This window comes from Vibrio sp. Vb1554, from assembly GCF_033344235.1.
On the sequence record NZ_JAWPOJ010000028.1, the window covers coordinates 1 to 18,197 of the forward strand.

Here is an 18,197-nt window from a genome sequence, read left to right on the forward strand (position 1 = left end):
GTAATGTTTGAATTGACTGTGCTGAATCCGAAGATTCAATGGTCACTTCGTTTCATTGAAACCTAATTTGATACCGAAGTATCGAATTGGATTATCATCAACGAGTGCCCACACAGATTGATAGGTTCTTATTTTTAAAGAGCTTTTCTAACATTTTCAGCAACTTAGTTGCTCGTCGTTAGGGGTGCGTATCTTACTTCACACCGTAAGAGAGTCAAGCATTTTTTTCAAATTTCTTTTCTCTCAATTCCGACTCGCTGTGTGACTTTCGTCTCACTCCGTGTCGGTGGATGCGCAGTATAGGGAGTTGAGAAATTAGTACAAGCGTTTTTTGCAAATAAAAAACCAACCGGTCACAAATTATCCAAAAGTGCGATATTTGCATATTTCTTCGTCACATTTGAGACATATCACAGCAATTGGTTGGAAAAACACCAACCATATACGTAAGATTCATGTGTCTATTCTGTTAATGGACAATCGATCTCTTTATCACTATGTGTAGTAATTAAAATGACGTCTAAAAAAAATCTGATTTTATGTGTTGGGCTGGCCATCGTTGGGGGAATCATTTTCTCTCAATTCATCATCCCACCAGCCTTGAGCTTCCTCATTGGTGTTATCGCTACTGCTTTTCTTTTTTCATTTTCTAGCAAAACACCTGTTCTTCAATCTTCGGAGCCTGATCCTTCAACTAAAACGCTGTATGTCGGCAACCTTCCTTATAAGGCCAATGAGAGTCATGTTCGCGATTTGTTTGCTGAATATGGACAGGTCTATGCGGTACGCTTAATGAAAGATAAGCGTACTGGAAAAAGAAGAGGGTTTGGTTTTGTAGTGATGGCTGCGGCAGATGCCAAGCCAGCTATCGCTAAACTTAATGAAAAGGAATATATGGAGAGAACGCTAAAAGTGAGAATTGCGAACGATCCTAAACATCCGGATGGTGGTAAACCTGAACAGGATTAAAACCTAGCTTCTTTAAACAAATGTTCAGTGCATCTTCCTGCCAAGGAGTTGCACTGGCATAAATCGACTTACTTCCCTCTTCTGTATCCTCAATTTCATCACTTAATAGCAATGCTTTTACTCGACGTGCAATCGCTGCGCCTGAATCAATTAAAGTAACGTCCCCACCCAAAGCTTGATGAATCTCCTCTTTGATTAAAGGGAAGTGAGTACAACCGAGCACCGCAACATCGACTTTATCGCGAAGGGGAAGCAGGATATTTGTCAGTTCGTCGAGAGAAACGCTGTTGCCTCGCAACTTCTCTTCGGCCATATCTACCAAGCGAGTTGATCCCACCAGCTCAACTGGTTTGCCTTGCGCAAAGTCCCGTATTAACTCGTGAGTATATTGGCGTGTTACTGTCGCCGGAGTGGCGATCAGCCCTACCCCTTTTGATGCTAAAAGCGATGCGGGTTTAATCGCAGGGACAACACCAACAACGGGAATCGATAAATTTTCGCGTAAGGAAGGAAGCACTATGGTGCTCGCCGTGTTGCAAGCAATGACAACAACGTCGACTTGGTGTTCTTCGACTAATGAAGAGACCAGTTGGTTAACTCGTGAAATGAGTACAGCCTGATCGAGTTCACCATAAGGGTAAGCCTGATTATCGAATAAGTATAAGTAGTCTAACTGGGGCAATAGGCGATGTATCTCTTGGAATACAGAAAGACCACCAACACCAGAGTCAAAAACTAGGACTTTTTTCTTACTTGCTACTCGCACGAGTCTTACCTAAAGAACAGAAACGTTGCGATCATACTGCGTAGATTTGTTTTGGCAATGCTTTAGCATGGTATCTTTGATGGCTGAATCTATCTCCAGATTCTACATCTCGCTTCGTCAACTCGATATGTCCTTGAAAAGATGGCGAAGACGTAACCAATGTGTGAAATTCACCATTTTCCCCACAGGGATCAATTTGACTTGGTAATGACTCTATTAGGGCTTTGTCATACCAGCTACCACACCACTCTGGAGGGAGAACTCTTCCGTCGATGGTGATTAACATCGTTTGAATACCACGCTCTATGATTTCCATCGCTAGTTTTTCGCTGCTCTCCCCTAATAGAGGAAAGACGCATTCCCAGCCAACAGGTTCAATATAGCTGCGTCGGTAATCGGCAATGCCATTGCAAAACATATCACCAAATGCGACAGCTTCTATGTTCAGACCACTACTTTGTAATGCATTAACGATGGTTGATTGATAAATTTCGTTACTCGGAAAGACTTCAGGCAGTTCGATAGTAATGAGCGGAAGCGCAAGCAAGTCTGCTTGCATTTGTACAACCTCAAGCGGAGTTGCTTGAAAAGGGACTTCTTTTCCTACGTAAGTCGTGTACAAACCGACAACTTGATAATTTGGATTCTCGTTAAGGCGCTCAAGCGTTAATGTCGAATCTTTACCGCTGGACCAACTGATCACCACTCGCTTGGGTTTCTTCATTCGATTTTCCACCACAAAATATTAAAAACCGCCCGAAGGCGGTTTGTGCTCATTCACGATTAGAATTCGTAGCCAACGTTGATATAGTACGCTCGCTCTGCAGCAGGGTAACCTTTTGCCATCTCATACTCTTCATCAAGTAGATTATCGATACGAGCACTAATAGAGGTCGACTCATTCGGATAGTAAGTCACTGCCGTATCAACCAACGAGTAAGAAGAAAGCGTAATATCTTGTGAAGGCCAAGTGCTGTAATCCACATCTGGACGCTTACCGACGTACTGATAGCTAACCGACCAATCCACTTTATCGAAGCTCACTAAAGCATTCCACTTATACATTTCTTTAGCGCGACGCTGCAACTGATGCCCTTTATCGTCTTCAGCATCTTTGTAATCTGCACTCAACTGGTGCTGCACAATCCCTGTATCAAACTCAGCAACAAGCTCCACACCTTGGATATGTGTTTCACCATCGACATTCAAATATTTGTATGTGGTTGGATGGTAATCGATAAGATTCGTGATTTTATAGTCATAACCCGTTACGGACCAAAAAACGCCTTGGACATCACCGCTGAATGCTAGCTCCCAAGCATCTGACTCTTCCGGCTTAAGATCTTTCTCACCGTATGTTGGGTCATACTGTTGATATAGGTTTGGAGCCTTAAACGCAGTACCAAAAGAAGCTTTAACCCCAAACTCTGGCACAAACTGGTAACCAGCCGCTAAGCTGTAAGTGAAATCACTACCGTATTCTTCGTTATCATCAAGGCGAGCACTGCCCTCAAGCATTGCTTTATCAATACTGGTGGTTGCCATACCAAACAGAGCGCCATTGGTACGATCAAACGTTTTATTCGCACTCTTGTCTTTATAAGACTCATTACGCCAGTCAATACCACCAGCAAACGTCGTATTGTTGTTTAGCAAGTAACTGTTGGTCCACTGGACATTTTGCTGCTCAAGTTCATCTTCAGTACCTGAGTGTTTGCCTTTTGCTTGCTCATAGTTCCAAGACTTCTGTTTCTGTGCTGTTACTTGTAGTTCTGACATCACATTATCAGACTGATACTTACCGCCCAGAGTGACAGAAAGATCGTCTTTTTCTGCTTCGTAGTAACCGCGACTGCCGTAGCTGCTGTCATATTGATAAACATTTTCGTAAGCACGCAGGTTACCAAATGCAGACCACTGGTCATTGAAGTTATGCACGTAACCTAGCAGACCATTCTTTGTATCAAAGCCATGGCGATCACCGTCATTAACTCCCGGTACAGGACGAACGTTATAACCATCATCACTTTCACTACCAAGCGCGATATTTAGCTGGCCGCTCTCTGTGACTTTAATACCAGATGCCACACTCAATTCTTGATAATCTAAACTACCTAAACCCGCACTTAACTTCGTTCCTTCTTCGTCAGCACGCGCAATGGTGATGATATTGATCACGCCACCAATCGCTTCTGAGCCATAAAGTGACGCACGCGCACCACGCACGTACTCAATACGTTGAACGTAAGTAAGTGGGATTTGGTTAAAGTCCACAGCGCCCTTCGCTGCTCGTGCAAAACGTACGCCATCAACCAGTACTAAAACTTGGTCGGAACTGGTTCCACGAACAAATAAAGACGCTAACTGACCACGACCACCATTTTGTGAAACTTGAATTCCGGTAAGGCGACGCAATACATCTGGTAGGGTTTTCGCTTGAATGCGATCGATGTCTTGTCGAGTAACTACTTCGACATCTGCCAACGTACGGCTTTCGGCTTGCTCAAAACGGTTTGCAGTAACAACGATGGTTTCGTCAGTGGAGGTTTCTTGGGCCTGTAGATAAGAGACAGGTGAAAGCAGCGATGCCAAAGTTATCGCCAGTGCGGATTTTCTCATTGTATTGTCCTAAATCGCGTAATTCCTTCCGAGCCCTGTCATCATGACAGTCCAGTGCTGTGGCTCAGTTGTTGGCAGGTATTCGGACTCAAGAGCACGGGTGTACCGCCTACTTGCTCGACTTCCCACATAAACTAATGCAGTGTCTGATGAGCGTTCGTTCTCTTTTACCGCTGCGCGTCAGTTCTGGATTCACACCAGATTCCCATTTCAGCCATCTAGATTGCTAGATAGCACCAACTTGAGGCAAATATTATTCAGCTATTGATTATTTGTCCAGCCAATATTGCCCTTAGAAGTTGTAACGTTTTGATTGATTTTGCTTTCTACTCTGCCTGTACGCACTATCTTTAAATCAATTCCAGTACAAAACTGGACATCCTATTGAGATTGAATAAAATCTGCGCTCTTAAATTGAATGCACCATAAAAGGTAAGATCATGGCTACTCTTGATGTAAACCCACAACGCTACCAAGAACAACTGGCTGAAAAAGTCGAACGTCTCACGGATATGTTCGCGCCATACAACATGCCAGAACTGGAAGTGTTTGAATCACCAGAGCAGCACTACCGCATGCGTGCTGAGTTCCGTGTTTGGCATGAAGGCGAAGATCTTTACTACATCATGTTCAACCAAGAAACTCGTGAGAAGTACCGTGTTGACCAATTCCCTGCAGCAAGCCGTCTGATCAACGACCTGATGCCGCTATTGGTTGAAGCGATGAAAGACAACGACTCACTACGTCGTAAACTGTTCCAAGTGGATTTCCTATCGACGCTAAGTGGTGAGATTCTGGTTTCACTCCTTTACCATCGCCAACTTGATGAAGAGTGGATTGAAAACGCGAAAGCCCTTAAACAGCGTTTGAATGATGAAGGCTTTAACCTAAACATCATTGGTCGCGCTCGTAAGATGAAGATTGTCCTAGACCGAGACTACGTTATCGAGAAGCTCGATGTAAATGGTCAAAGCTACATCTACCAACAAGTAGAGAACAGCTTCACTCAGCCGAACGGCAAAGTCGCAGAGAAGATGCTGGAATGGGCGGTCGACTGTACCCAAGAAAGCACTGGCGACCTACTAGAGCTTTACTGTGGTAACGGTAACTTCTCGCTGGCGTTGGCACAGAATTTCGACCGCGTACTGGCAACTGAGCTAGCGAAGCCATCTGTGGTATCTGCACAGTACAACATCGCCGCCAATAAGATTGATAACGTACAAATCTTACGCCTATCAGCCGAGGAATTTACTCAAGCGATCGAAGGTAAGCGTGAATTCCGTCGTCTACAAGATGCAGGTGTAGATCTGAAGAGCTACAACTGCAACACGATTTTTGTCGACCCACCACGTGCTGGGATGGATGTCGATACTTGTAAAATGGTGCAAGGTTACGAGCGCATCATGTACATCTCTTGTAACCCTGAGACTCTAAAAGAGAACTTGGACATTCTATGCGAAACACACAACGTGACGCGTTTTGCTCTGTTTGACCAATTCCCTTATACCCACCACATGGAAGCTGGCGTGCTATTGGAACGTAAAGCTTAGTCCACCAGCTTCAGACAAAAAAAGCGAGCTCAATGGCTCGCTTTTTTTAATTCGTTTTACTTATTCCGCAGAAGTCTTCTTGCTGACAAAACCTAGCTTCTTACCAATCCATGCGAGTAAGATCATTGAAACCATGATCGCGAAGAAGTTTGAGCCTGCTTCTGGGTATTGCGCTTTAATAAACGCAGAGTGACCAAACGCACCTACGAAGAAACACGCCAAGCCAACTAATGGGATATCTTCTGATACCGGATTATTTAGGTACTCTTGGTAAAGAGCTTGTACAGCCAGTACGAGTGCAATCAATGGGAAGATTGAAAAAGACACTTCACTCATGGTCAACCATGACAACAAAGCATCACCACACATACCTGCAACCAGTGCCAAAATCAGCGTTTTCTTTTCAGATTTATTTCCATTCGACATTATTCTATCCCGCCTTTTAATCGGTTACGTTCACGTTCTTTGCGATACCAATAGGCCCCTTTGGCTATCATTCGCAATTGCATGATCAATCGCTCGGCGAGTTCATCGCGCTCACGTCGATCTAAATCTAAAGCTTCAGCCCCCGAACTGAAAACCAAAGTCACAGACGCTTCTGCTTGAGTATACGCCTCTTCTCTGGTCACGCCGGTGCTCATTAAATACTCGGTTAATTCTGCCGCAAAATGCTGGATTTCTCGAGCAACAGCGGTACGAAATTCAGCAGAAGTGCCGGAGCGCTCACGCAACAACAAACGAAAAACGTTCGGACTACTTTCAATGAATTCCATAAAGGTTTCGACCGAGGTACGAATTACGCTACCTTCTTTCACAATACGTTGACGCGCCTGACGCATCAGTTGACGTAGTAGCAAACCGCCTTCATCGACCATGGTTAAGCCTAGCTCATCCATATCTTTGAAGTGGCGGTAAAAAGAAGTCGGTGCAATCCCTGCCTCTCGGGCGACTTCTCGCAAGCTAAGGCTGGAAAAGCTGCGATCCGCACTTAATTGACTAAATGCCGCATCGATCAATGATCGACGTGTCTTCTCTTTTTGCTGTGCGCGGATTCCCATCGATTTCATTCTTAACTTGCTCTTTTTCTGTAGGGTACAAGAGCCTCAATATAACGCAATTTGCTCCTACGGAGAAAGATATGTTGCTTCGCTCGCTCTGAGCGCCGAGAACGTTACTATTGGCATGCATCTAATTGCAATGTTCTCGATGCAATTTATAGACATACAACATACCAAATCACCCTTTTGGTCGATTCTGCGTGATCACTTCCACTCTCTAACAGGCATGACGTGTACCAATAGAGTAAATGAGTTAAAATCGCGCTAAAGCAATGTTAAGCAAATATAACAAGGAAGGCATCATGGCGCATGTTAATCACTATGACGTGATCGTAATCGGTAGTGGCCCTGGCGGAGAGGGGGCTGCAATGGGATTGACCAAAGCGGGACTGAATGTTGCCATTGTCGAGAAAGAAAGCAGTGTCGGTGGCGGTTGTACTCACTGGGGTACTATTCCATCAAAAGCACTGCGTCATGCCGTTAGCCGCATCATCGAATTTAATAGCAACCCGCTATTTTGTCGAAACAACACCAGCGTTCATGCAACATTTTCTGACATTTTAGGTCATGCTAAATCGGTCATTGATAAGCAAACTCGACTTCGTCAGGGCTTTTATGACCGTAACTCATGCACACTTTTGTTCGGAACCGCGCGATTTATCGATAACTACTCAATTGCAGTGATGCAAAGCGACGGCACAGAAGAAATCTATTCAGCGGATAAGTTTGTCATCGCGACGGGTTCTCGCCCGTATCAGCCTAACGACGTAGATTTCTTGCATGAGCGCATCTACGACAGTGATTCCATTTTGAGCCTGAAACACGACCCTCGCCATATCATCATTTACGGTGCGGGCGTTATCGGTTGTGAATACGCTTCTATCTTCCGCGGCCTTGGAGTGAAAACCGACCTTATCAATACCCGCGACCGCTTGTTGGAGTTTTTGGATAACGAAGTGTCAGATGCGCTGTCTTACCACTTCTGGAACAGTGGTGTGGTAATTCGTAATGATGAGACCTATGAAAAAATCGAAGGCACAGAAGATGGCGTGATTATTCACCTACAATCTGGCAAGAAGATGAAGGCAGACTGCTTGTTGTATGCGAATGGTCGAACAGGTAACACCGATAAGTTGAATTTGGGTGCAGTGGGTCTGGAAGCGGACTCTCGCGGACAACTAAAAGTAAACCGTAACTACCAAACCGATATCGAACACATTTACGCTGTAGGCGATGTCATCGGTTACCCTAGCCTTGCAAGCGCCGCTTATGACCAAGGGCGATTTGTCGCACAAGCCATTACGAAAGGTCAGGCAGAAAACTACCTGATTGATGATATTCCAACGGGTATCTACACCATCCCAGAGATTAGCTCTGTGGGTAAAACCGAGCAAGAGCTAACAGCTGCGAAAGTACCGTATGAAGTAGGACGCTCTTCGTTCAAGCATCTAGCTCGTGCACAGATCGCAGGAAAAGACATCGGTAGCTTGAAGATATTGTTCCATCGTGAAACCAAAGAAATTTTAGGGATTCACTGTTTTGGCGAACGTGCCGCGGAAATTATCCACATCGGTCAAGCCATTATGGAGCAAAAAGGCTCAGCGAATACCATCGAGTATTTCGTCAATACCACCTTCAACTATCCAACAATGGCCGAAGCGTATCGTGTCGCTGCGTTGAATGGTTTGAACCGCTTGTTCTAATCTATGCTTCTTGATAGCAGACAGAAAAACAGCAGGCTTGGACCTGCTGTTTTTATATCAACATTGTGTTAGGAAGGTATCCTTGTGCCATTGGTAGAGAAAGATAACCCCTAAACCAATACCCCGCATCAACATAAAGCTCGTCATTGCAAACCACAGCGCGTGATTTTCCCACTCGGCGAACAAGTAAAAGACAACGAAGAAACTGCTGGTCGCGACAAACATACTATTGCGCATGTCTTTGCCTTTGGTTGCACCGACAAAAATGCCATCCAATAGAAAGCACCACATCGACGCAAGTGGCATCACCACCAGCCAAGGTAGATACACCGCTGCTTGCTGTTGTACCACCTCAATTGAAGTGATCATGGCGATCAACTGCGATCCCGCCAAACCAAAGAGCGCGGTCAGTCCTAAGCAAATAACCAAACTCCAAAAGAAAGTGCCGACAAGCGATGCACTCAATTGTTGCCTATCTTTGGCACCAATCGCCTTCCCGACCATGGCCTCCATTGCGTAAGCAAAGCCATCCATGCCATACGAGATAATCATCAGGAAGCTCATCAGAACCGCATTTGCAGCGACAACCTCATCACCAAAGCTCGCACCTTGGAACGTCATAAAGCTAAAGGCCGCTTGCAGACACAAAGAGCGTAAGAAAATATCACGATTCAATTTCACGAATCGCCCTAAACCGTGTTGAGTGCTGGTTAGCAACTTTTGAGGTGATGGTAATTGCCTCTCTCGCCAGGTTTTCCAGACACACATGAGACCAAAACCCATGCCTGAGTAGTCAGCAATCACGGATGCCAGTGCAGCGCCTTCTACTTTCCACCCCAAACCAATCACAAACAACAAATCGAGGACAATATTCGTCACGTTAGTGATGATCACCATCCACATTGGTGCTTTGGAATTTTGCGTTCCGAGCAGCCACCCCAACAACACAAAGTTCATTAGCGCAGCGGGGGCACTCCACACACGGATAGAGAAATATTGCATGCCGTAGTGTTTTACCTCTGCGCTGGCGTCACTCCAGCCAAAGATCAAATCAGCAATCGGGTTATGGGCAATAAGGAAGACTAACGCAAACAGCAGCGCCATAAGTGAGCCTTGCATGAACACTAAGGCAAGTTGCTTTCGGTCTTCACCGCCATAGGACTGCGCCGCCAACCCAGTAGTCGACATACGCAAAAAACCAAGCAGCCAAAATGTCACGCTGATCATGGTACTGCCCAACGCAACACCGCCCAAATACCAAGCGTGGTCTAGATGACCAATCACCGCAGCATCGACCAAACCGAGCAATGGAACAGTAATATTCGACAGCACCATAGGTATCGCTAAAGCTAAGACTTGGCGATGAACTTTTGGGTTAGATAAAGGAGAGAAGATTGAATTTGTCACAGGCACCTCATCAGTAAGATCGACGAGTGTACCTGAGCGCTTAACGACTAGCCAATTACCACTTGATATGAACGAGTACTGGCGTGAGGCGATGCTTCAACATTGGAATCTTATTAAGCCAACGCTGCCAAGCTTTCCAACGAGAACAGAATCTATCGAATGGCGAGAAAGCTTTCACCCACTGTGCCCATGGTAACCATTGCAATATCTGTGCTGCAGGCGCTTCAAAGCCATGAGCATAACGATCAGAGCCAAGCTTTTGTCCCCACTTGGTTTCCGTTAAATCTCCTGCCAGCACCATACACAGTTCAGCAGAAACAAAATGTCGACCTAAGGTTTGAATAAATTTCGCGACTTGACGCTCTGTGCAATCGAGCAGTGCCATTTCACATAAAATGAGTACCGGTGCTTGCTCTGGAATGGCTAACGTCTCTAGCCACGACATTTCATCCACACTGCCACAGCGATGTTCATAACGTTCATTTTTGTGGAACAAGCGCTGACGCCATACCAAATTTTCCGTCACATCCAGCTCTATCCAATGGCAGCGTCCATTATCCAAACGATAAAAGCGGGTATCCAGCCCCGCTCCGACATTGATTATCCAAGCATCGGGATACTGCTGTAAGAAGTGACTAACCTGCTGGTCACAAAGCTGAGTCAGCGTCACGTGCAGCAATTGCTTCTGCGCAATATCACCACTTAAACAATCCGGCGCCATCTTACAGCTCAAACACGCTTTAGCAGCTATCGGATCGTACACCAAGCCATTGTCGACCATGCTTTCACGGCTACGCAATAACAGTGGCTTCAATAGATGGTTAGGAACTTGATGTTTAGACTGAGACATGGGCATTTCCTGCGCCAGAGAGAAAACATAGACATTAATAAAGATGATAATGAATATCAATTACATTATCAAGCTTATAAATTGGCCAAAACAAACAAGGTCAAGATGATGAGCAAGCTTTTGGAGGAAGTAGAAAAAGAGAAAAGAAGAGAAAAGACAAAACAGCCCAGATCAACTGGGCTGCTTAAATACACTTACATCCAATCGGTATTACGAATAATACCAACGGCTAAGCCTTCAATCGTAAGGTGCTGAGACGTTAAGTCCACTTGGATTGGGGCAAACTCTTCATTCTCAGCATGCAGTAATATGGTTGAGCCTTTGCGCTCCAAACGCTTCACAGTCACATCATCATCAACACGCGCAACGACAACTTGACCGTCTCTCACGTCTTGGGTTTTATGCACCGCGAGCAAATCGCCATCCATAATCCCGATGTCTTTCATACTCTCGCCATTTACACGAAGTAAGAAATCCGCTTGCGGTTTGAACATCGCAGGATCGACTTGGTAGTGCGCCTCTACGTGCTCTTGAGCCAAGATTGGCTCACCCGCTGCGACTTGACCAATCAAAGGCAAACCCTGCTCATCATTGGCTGCGTCTTCAAGCAGGATACGAATCCCACGAGAAGCGCCTGGAATAATTTCAATTGCTTGCTTACGAGCAAGCGCTTTTAGGTGTTCCTCTGCGGCATTCGCAGAGCGGAAGCCAAGCTCACGCGCAATCTCTGCACGAGTTGGTGGCATTCCGGTGTCATCGATTTTACTTTTAATCAAATCGAAGACTTGTTGTTGGCGTGGCGTTAACGGCTTCATGTCTCACCTGTCTTTTTATACAGTTAACTGTGAGTATATCCAGTAAATGCTCAAATGAAAACCCAATTGGTTGTTTTTTAATTTATTTGTGGAGAGCTTTCAGCTTACCGATTAAGTTCATTCTTTATTCGTTTAAAACACCGACTTTTCAGTTAATCAAGTCAAAGCAATAACTTAGGGGTTCGACTAATTTACAGCCAATAAAATTAAAAGGTTTGACCAGTTTCTGGTATCCTTGCAGCGCTTAAATTTTATCGCCTAGGCTTATTTCTATTGCCGTACTCATCTCTTTTTATAGAGAAGACATGCAAAGCGGAAACTGAAATAAGGTTAGGCCTGTTTGAATACCTATTGAGGCTGTGAACTTTATGTCTTCTGGACAATCATTTTCACGTTCATTACTAAAACTACCTTTATCGGTACTGGTAAAGGGCACCACAATCCCGTCGAACCCGATTGAAGATCTGAACATCGACCTAACTAAACCGATTGTATATGCCCTGCCGTTCCGCTCGAACGTGGATTTGCTGACACTGCAAAAACAAGCCATGAGCCTTGGTCTACCCGACCCGCTCAGCCCGCTGGAAATCAATGGCAAAACGCTGAACCGTTTCGTCTTTATCGCTGCGCGTCCAACTGTGATGAACAACGATAATGATGTCCCAACCGATTCTGTTTCTCTGTTCACTGACTTACTGGAACTGCACAAGCTGGATAGTGAGTTGGATGTTCAAATGATCCCTGCAACCGTGCTTTGGGGTCGTAAGCCAGGTAAAGAAGAGAACCAAAAGCCTTACCTTCAACCGATGAATGGTCCGCAAAAAGCCAAAGCAGTAATGGCGGCGGGACGCGACTGCTTAGTTCGCTTTAGTCCCGTGGTATCTCTGCGTTATATGGCAGACTCTCACGGTACCGACAGCGCAATTGCGCACAAACTGGCTCGCGTGGCGCGTATCCACTTCTCACGCCAGAAACTGGCTGCTTCAGGCCCAAACCTGCCACAACGCCAAGTGTTGTTTGCTCGTTTACTAAAATCTCCAGCTATTGAACTGGCGATTGCTGACGAAGCCAAGATCAAAAACATCTCGATTGATAAGGCACGTAAAGAAGCCCACGACATCATGGATGAAATCGCCGCCGACTTCTCCTACAGTCTAGTGAAAAACGGCGACCGCATCCTGAGTTGGTTATGGACAAAACTATACCAAGGTTTGCACATCAATAACGCCTCGACTGTGCGTCGTTTAGCGCAAGACGGCCACGAAATTGTGTACGTTCCGTGTCACCGTAGTCACATGGACTACCTGCTGTTGTCTTATGTTTTATACCATGAAGGCATGGTGCCTCCGCACATTGCGGCAGGCATTAACTTGAACTTCTTCCCGGCCGGTCCGCTTTTCCGTCGTGGTGGGGCGTTCTTTATTCGTCGTAGTTTTAAAGGCAACAAACTGTACTCAACCATTTTCCGTGAGTATCTAGCTGAGCTGTTTGCCAAAGGCTATTCAGTCGAGTACTTCAGTGAGGGTGGTCGTTCACGTACAGGTCGCTTACTGCAAGCGAAAACGGGTATGCTGGCTATGACCATCCAAGCAATGCTACGTGGTCTAAACCGCCCAGTAACACTAGTGCCGGTCTACATCGGTTACGAGCACGTAATGGAAGTAGGCACTTACGCGAAAGAGCTGCGTGGCAAACGCAAAGAGAAAGAAAACGCAGGGCTTGTACTGCGTACTCTGCGTAAACTGCGTAACTTTGGTTTGGGCTATGTGAACTTCGGTGAGCCAATTCAGCTCAACCAATACTTGAACGAGCATGCTCCTGAGTGGACGAAAGACATCGACAGCATGGGTGGTAACAAACCACAATGGATGAATCCTGTGGTGAACGACCTCGCTAATAAGATGATGACGCACATCAATGATGCGGCGGCGGCAAACGCGTTGACCTTGTGTGCAACCGCACTGCTTGCTTCTCGTCAACGTGCACTTTCTCGTGACTCGCTGATCAACCAGATCGAGTGTTACTTAAAGCTACTCAAAAATAATCCGTACTCAAGCACCTCCACTATCCCTACCGAAAGTGCTGAGGAGTTGGTCGATCATGCAATTTCGCTTGATAAGTTCGTGATTGAAACCGATAGCATGGGTGACATCATTTCGCTGGACCGTAGCCAATCGATCCTGATGACTTACTATCGCAACAACATCATTCACTTGTTCGCTCTGCCGTCATTAATTGCCCAAATGCTCATTCGTCAGCGCAACCTTTCGGTAGCCAAGATTCAAGCGAATGTCGCGCAAGTCTACCCATTCTTGAAGAAAGAGCTGTTCTTAAGTTACCAAGAAGACGAGTTAGATGAATTGGTCGTTAAAACACTGCATGAATTTGCCGATCAGAAAATGATTAGTCTGGATGGTGATAAGCTAGAGATCAATCAGTCGAACAACCAGCCTTTGGTTCTGTTAGGTCGCACGATAACTGAAACGCTGCAACGCTACTCTATCGCGATGAACTTGCTTGTTGCTTACCCTGAACTCGGTAAATCGGACCTAGAGCAGAAGAGCCAAGATATTGCTCAGCGCCTAGGGCGTTTGCACGGTATTAATGCGCCAGAATTCTTCGATAAAGGTGTGTTTACCGCGATGTTCAATACGCTCAAACAGCAAAAATACCTCGATAACGATGGTAACTGTGACACGAAGAAAACGCAGCAATTTGCACGACTACTGTTCACTCTGCTTTATCCAGAAGTGAAACTGACGATCGAAGAGAGTATTCACCAACTTCGGTCGTAACCGTTTTATCTTCTTTCAATAAGAAAAAGGCATCCAATCGGATGCCTTTTTCTATTTCTTCGCTTACCAAAATGCGACCAGTAACCCTATCGCTATCACCATGCCAACATAATTGTTGTTAAGGAAAGCCTTAAAGCACAACTCACGCTCACGGTGACGAATTAAGTGCTGCTGATAAACAAACAACGACGCTGCAATCAAAAGGGTCCAGTAGTAACTTTGTCCCAATTGGTAGAACTGTCCTAACCAAACCAACATCGCGAGTGTAATCAGTTGCAACACACCAATAATAAGCTTGTCATGACGACCAAACAGAATTGCCGTCGATTTAATGCCAATCTTTAGATCATCATCTCGGTCTACCATCGCATATTGAGTGTCGTACGCAATGGTCCACAAAGCGTTAATGAGGAACAAAAACCAAACAATCAATGGTAATTCCCCAGTTTGTGCAGCCCACGCCATTGGAATCGCCCAGCTAAAAGCCAAGCCTAAAAATAGCTGTGGAATATGAGTGTAACGCTTCATAAATGGATAGATGAACGCCAACACAATGCCAGCGAAGGATAGCTGAATCGTCAGCGGGTTCATGGTCAGCACTAACAAAAACGAGCTGATACCCAAAACCAAAAATAATCCAATCGCTTCTTTTGCTGTCACTTTCCCTGATGGCAGTGGACGTTGCTTAGTACGCTTTACATGGCCGTCGACTTTGCGATCTGCAAAATCATTAATCACGCACCCCGCACTACGCATTAGGAATACACCCAATACAAACACGATAAATACATCCCAACTCGGCATCCCTTGGGCTGAGATAATTAGCGCCCAAATCGTTGGCCACATCAGTAACAGTGAACCAATCGGGCGATCCATGCGCATCAGTTGCCAATATGCTTTGGCTTTTTCTGCGGACATTTACACTGTCTCCTTAGCGTAAACTGGTGAATTAGATAAGAATAGCTCGGCGACTAGCATCGGTTTGTGATTCATCCACAACCTTGAGCGTCGTGCTAACAAACGTCCTTCTGGTACGGCTACCCATCCCATTTGCAAAGAGTCCCGCTCAACGTTATCTGCGCTAAACACAGTTAGTCCTAATGGGATATCCCCTTGTTGAGCCAAATCATACTGCTGATCAACTAAGGTTGAACGAGGAATCAATGTCCGCCCAATAACCCAGTTATTATTGTCACCGCACAAAATTACCTCTCTCAGTAAGCAATCTTGTTCGGACAATAACTGGCTTTCGTCCTGTTTTAATGTCGCTGCAGTGACGATCTGATTTTGTAGCAATTCTACCGTTAACGCTTGGCAGTGCTGTTTTAAACGACGTGACAAAGACCCTTGCTCTTCAAGCCAGTGCTTGGCAAATTCATTTGGAAATTCGAATTCTTCGGGGTTTTGCCACTCTACTTCCAATAAAGAAGCAAGATAGAGTGATGTTGGCTGATTCATACTAGTATTCAATTGGAGGCTTTATGCGTACAATAAAGCAACAACTTACCGTCCATAGTAATGTATGTAACCGTAAGTTCCGTTATTTGTTATAGACGGCCCATTGTATCAAGACTGAAGCGATTCGAATATCGCGATCCAGAGAAAGAAAAGTTAGAAATATGTACAAACGTTATATAGCCCAAATTATTTTTGCGTTAACCATACTATTCGCCGCACCAAGTTGGGCTGAAACGGAAGAAGCTGGACCTAAGTTGGCATACTTTACCCTAGAGCCTGACCTCACTACTAACTTTTATACCAAAGGCAAAAAGTTAGGTTATGTGCAAGTGCGCATCGACATCATGGTAATGAGTCAACAAGATTTATCAGTTGTTGAGCATCACCAACCTTTGATTCGCGATGCAGTGATTGAATTACTGGGTAAGCAAACAGAAGATACGATTAAGTCCCTGTCTGGCCGAGAAGATCTGCGCAAAACCTTAGTGACGACCCTCAACGAAACGCTTTTGCCTGAAACAGGTAAAACCATCATTGCCGATTTGTTGTTTACAAAATACCTTTATCAATAAACCCAAATCCGTTTTGAACATAAAAAAAGACCGCTCTTAAGCGGTCTTTTCATTTCATCTGCTTTAGGCTTGCTGTTGGTATTTCATCTTGCCTGAATCAAACAGCGCAATCGCCATCCCCGACAGTAGCCCAACTAAGTGAGCGGTGTTTGCAATCGCCATAAATGGCTGCACAAAACCAAGAACTAACCATACCAACATAAAGACGATAATTGGCTTGGGTAGCGTAAGGCCTAAATGTGGCAAGCGGTAACCCAATATCCACAAATAACCAAGCAGTGCATAGACCACGCCAGACAAGCCGCCGAAGTTAGCCCCTTCAACATAGAACTGGCCTGCCCCTGAAAGCGCTGCCGACACCACAAAGAGTTGCAATAGCTTACCGGAACCGAGACGACGTTCGATGTCGCCACCCAACTGCCACCACCATAGTAAGTTAAACACGATGTGAGTTACTGAAAAGTGCAGTAACGCATGACTTAGCCATCGCCACACTTGCCATTGTTGCCCCTCAAAAGCCGGGAAGTGCAACAACTTAAACACGCCATTGCCAAAGCCAAACATTTGTAACAAGTAGATGATGATACAGACTGTCATGATCAGCAAAGTCATGGGGCCAGCTTTCGCTTTGACCATGCTTATGATACTCGGGCTGGAATAATGAAATGTGCTCTTACGAGTATCGGCAACGTCCCACGAGGCGGCGCTGTATTTTGAATCAGACGGGTTAGCAAGGAACAGCTTAAGTTCGGCTTCCGCTTCTATTTCATGCTGGCTATCAGTCAGCCACAGCGCAAATTGCCCATCCCCTTCAGGCATCATTTCGATGTCAATTTGGCGAGAGGCCATATAATCAATAAAGGCTTGCGCCATACGTGGATTATTTAACGTTACCAATCTCTTCATTAACTTCTCACTATCGGTAGTTCTGCTCGATGCCAGGCTTCAAAGCCACCATCTACACTGTACACCTGTTCAAAGCCTTGGTTAACCAAATATTGCGCCGCACCTTGGCTACTAATGCCGTGGTAACACATCACTAGAATAGGTTGTTCGAACTCCACTTCATCCATAAACGCAACGATCGTATCGTTAGTTAAGTGATACGCGGACTCCGCATGCGCAACGGCAAACGATTGAGGGTCACGGATATCTACAAGCTTCGCATCACCCTGCTCGAGCAGCGCTTGCGCACCTTGTACATCGATATGCTTAAACTGATCCATTTACTTTCTCATTGTCTTATTAATATACCCAAGCAACCTCGAACCTAACGTACTAATCAGCACCCGTGGTACAGCATAAAATCCATATTTGAAGCTGCTTGGGTATACTGCCGCTATTGTAACCTATCCAACGGCAAACTTAGACACATGGATAATCAGGGTTTTCAAAAGTGTACACATTCCAACCATTTGTGGATAAAGCTGTGAATTGCGTTGATAAAGTGTATTTGGATCTTTTGATCCACAATATGTAGTGATGATCCTGATCTAACTGTGTGTATATCTATAACTATCCCCAGATGGAAAAGTGCTTGAATCCCTTGCTTTGTCCGGGTTTCGAACAGTTGATAAATAATTACTTCACAGAGTTATACACAGGTAGCACATAAAATCCGGATCGCAAACGCTA

General features: G+C 45.2%; 17 protein-coding genes and 1 riboswitch. Of the genes, 5 read left to right on the forward strand and 12 right to left on the reverse strand.

What is annotated here, in order from left to right; translation table 11 throughout:
• Positions 1-513 precede the first annotated feature (513 nt).
• Positions 514-969, forward strand: coding sequence for an RNA-binding protein (locus tag R8N28_RS19045; protein ID WP_017821270.1), 456 nt, complete (start codon positions 514-516; stop codon positions 967-969).
• On the opposite strand, the gene murI is transcribed toward R8N28_RS19045, so the two are convergent.
• The 3 genes from murI to btuB are packed head-to-tail and all read right to left on the reverse strand — an operon-like array spanning position 932 to position 4,354.
• The gene (murI, locus tag R8N28_RS19050; protein WP_053809005.1) at positions 932-1,735 is read right to left on the reverse strand and encodes a glutamate racemase; all 804 of its coding nucleotides are present in this window, start codon (positions 1,733-1,735) and stop codon (positions 932-934) included. The genes R8N28_RS19045 and murI overlap by 38 nt on opposite strands.
• Before the next feature lie 31 nt (positions 1,736-1,766).
• The gene (locus tag R8N28_RS19055) at positions 1,767-2,459 is read right to left on the reverse strand and encodes an ATPase (protein WP_065274947.1); all 693 of its coding nucleotides are present in this window, start codon (positions 2,457-2,459) and stop codon (positions 1,767-1,769) included.
• A gap of 59 nt (positions 2,460-2,518) precedes the next feature.
• A complete protein-coding gene (gene btuB / locus R8N28_RS19060; RefSeq protein WP_065274948.1) occupies positions 2,519-4,354 on the reverse strand; it encodes a TonB-dependent vitamin B12 receptor in 1,836 nt (611 codons plus the stop codon).
• A gap of 55 nt (positions 4,355-4,409) precedes the next feature.
• A riboswitch (cobalamin riboswitch) is annotated at positions 4,410-4,610 on the reverse strand.
• A 184-nt stretch (positions 4,611-4,794) separates the two neighbouring features.
• Here btuB and trmA point away from each other — a divergent pair.
• On the forward strand, positions 4,795-5,904 hold the full coding sequence (gene trmA, locus R8N28_RS19065; RefSeq protein ID WP_033907263.1) for a tRNA (uridine(54)-C5)-methyltransferase TrmA: 1,110 nt from the start codon (positions 4,795-4,797) through the stop codon (positions 5,902-5,904).
• Between the two features lie 60 nt (positions 5,905-5,964).
• On the opposite strand, the gene R8N28_RS19070 is transcribed toward trmA, so the two are convergent.
• Together R8N28_RS19070 and fabR are read right to left on the reverse strand one after the other, a co-directional pair.
• Positions 5,965-6,330 (reverse strand): YijD family membrane protein, encoded by a 366-nt coding sequence (locus R8N28_RS19070; protein ID WP_005378634.1) that lies wholly within the window; start codon positions 6,328-6,330, stop codon positions 5,965-5,967.
• Positions 6,330-6,971: an HTH-type transcriptional repressor FabR gene (gene fabR, locus R8N28_RS19075; RefSeq protein ID WP_005378632.1), complete on the reverse strand. Its 642-nt coding sequence runs from the start codon at positions 6,969-6,971 to the stop codon at positions 6,330-6,332. Before fabR ends, R8N28_RS19070 begins: the two co-directional genes overlap by 1 nt.
• Positions 6,972-7,234: 263 nt before the next feature.
• Between fabR and sthA the strand changes: the two genes are divergently transcribed.
• Positions 7,235-8,665, forward strand: coding sequence for a Si-specific NAD(P)(+) transhydrogenase (gene sthA / locus R8N28_RS19080; RefSeq protein WP_005389689.1), 1,431 nt, complete (start codon positions 7,235-7,237; stop codon positions 8,663-8,665).
• Positions 8,666-8,722: 57 nt separating this feature from the next.
• Here the strand turns inward: sthA and dinF are convergent, their stop codons facing one another.
• The 3 genes from dinF to lexA form a co-directional block, all read right to left on the reverse strand.
• Positions 8,723-10,072 carry an MATE family efflux transporter DinF gene (gene dinF, locus R8N28_RS19085; RefSeq protein WP_065274949.1) on the reverse strand — a complete coding sequence of 450 codons (1,350 nt, stop codon included), beginning with the start codon at positions 10,070-10,072 and terminating at the stop codon, positions 8,723-8,725.
• Between the two features lie 55 nt (positions 10,073-10,127).
• Entirely contained in the window at positions 10,128-10,922 is a 795-nt protein-coding gene (locus tag R8N28_RS19090; RefSeq protein WP_005378679.1) for a class I SAM-dependent methyltransferase, read from the reverse strand.
• Between the two features lie 194 nt (positions 10,923-11,116).
• Positions 11,117-11,737 (reverse strand): transcriptional repressor LexA, encoded by a 621-nt coding sequence (gene lexA / locus R8N28_RS19095; protein ID WP_005378682.1) that lies wholly within the window; start codon positions 11,735-11,737, stop codon positions 11,117-11,119.
• A 368-nt stretch (positions 11,738-12,105) separates the two neighbouring features.
• On the opposite strand from lexA, the gene plsB reads away from it, so the two are divergent.
• Entirely contained in the window at positions 12,106-14,532 is a 2,427-nt protein-coding gene (gene plsB, locus R8N28_RS19100) for a glycerol-3-phosphate 1-O-acyltransferase PlsB (protein ID WP_053304470.1), read from the forward strand.
• A 63-nt stretch (positions 14,533-14,595) separates the two neighbouring features.
• On the opposite strand, the gene ubiA is transcribed toward plsB, so the two are convergent.
• Both ubiA and R8N28_RS19110 read right to left on the reverse strand, forming a co-directional pair.
• Positions 14,596-15,450, reverse strand: a complete 855-nt coding sequence (gene ubiA / locus R8N28_RS19105) for a 4-hydroxybenzoate octaprenyltransferase (RefSeq protein WP_005378684.1) — start codon at positions 15,448-15,450, stop codon at positions 14,596-14,598.
• Positions 15,451-15,990, reverse strand: a complete 540-nt coding sequence (locus R8N28_RS19110) for a chorismate lyase (protein WP_005378686.1) — start codon at positions 15,988-15,990, stop codon at positions 15,451-15,453.
• Between the two features lie 161 nt (positions 15,991-16,151).
• Between R8N28_RS19110 and R8N28_RS19115 the strand changes: the two genes are divergently transcribed.
• A complete protein-coding gene (locus tag R8N28_RS19115; protein ID WP_005378687.1) occupies positions 16,152-16,562 on the forward strand; it encodes a flagellar basal body-associated protein FliL in 411 nt (136 codons plus the stop codon).
• Positions 16,563-16,625: 63 nt separating this feature from the next.
• Here the strand turns inward: R8N28_RS19115 and glpG are convergent, their stop codons facing one another.
• Both glpG and glpE read right to left on the reverse strand, forming a co-directional pair.
• Entirely contained in the window at positions 16,626-17,468 is an 843-nt protein-coding gene (glpG, locus tag R8N28_RS19120; protein ID WP_031781355.1) for a rhomboid family intramembrane serine protease GlpG, read from the reverse strand.
• Positions 17,468-17,788 (reverse strand): thiosulfate sulfurtransferase GlpE, encoded by a 321-nt coding sequence (gene glpE / locus R8N28_RS19125; RefSeq protein WP_005378691.1) that lies wholly within the window; start codon positions 17,786-17,788, stop codon positions 17,468-17,470. The genes glpG and glpE overlap by 1 nt, the downstream gene beginning before the upstream one ends.
• Between the last annotated feature and the right edge of the window lie 409 nt (positions 17,789-18,197).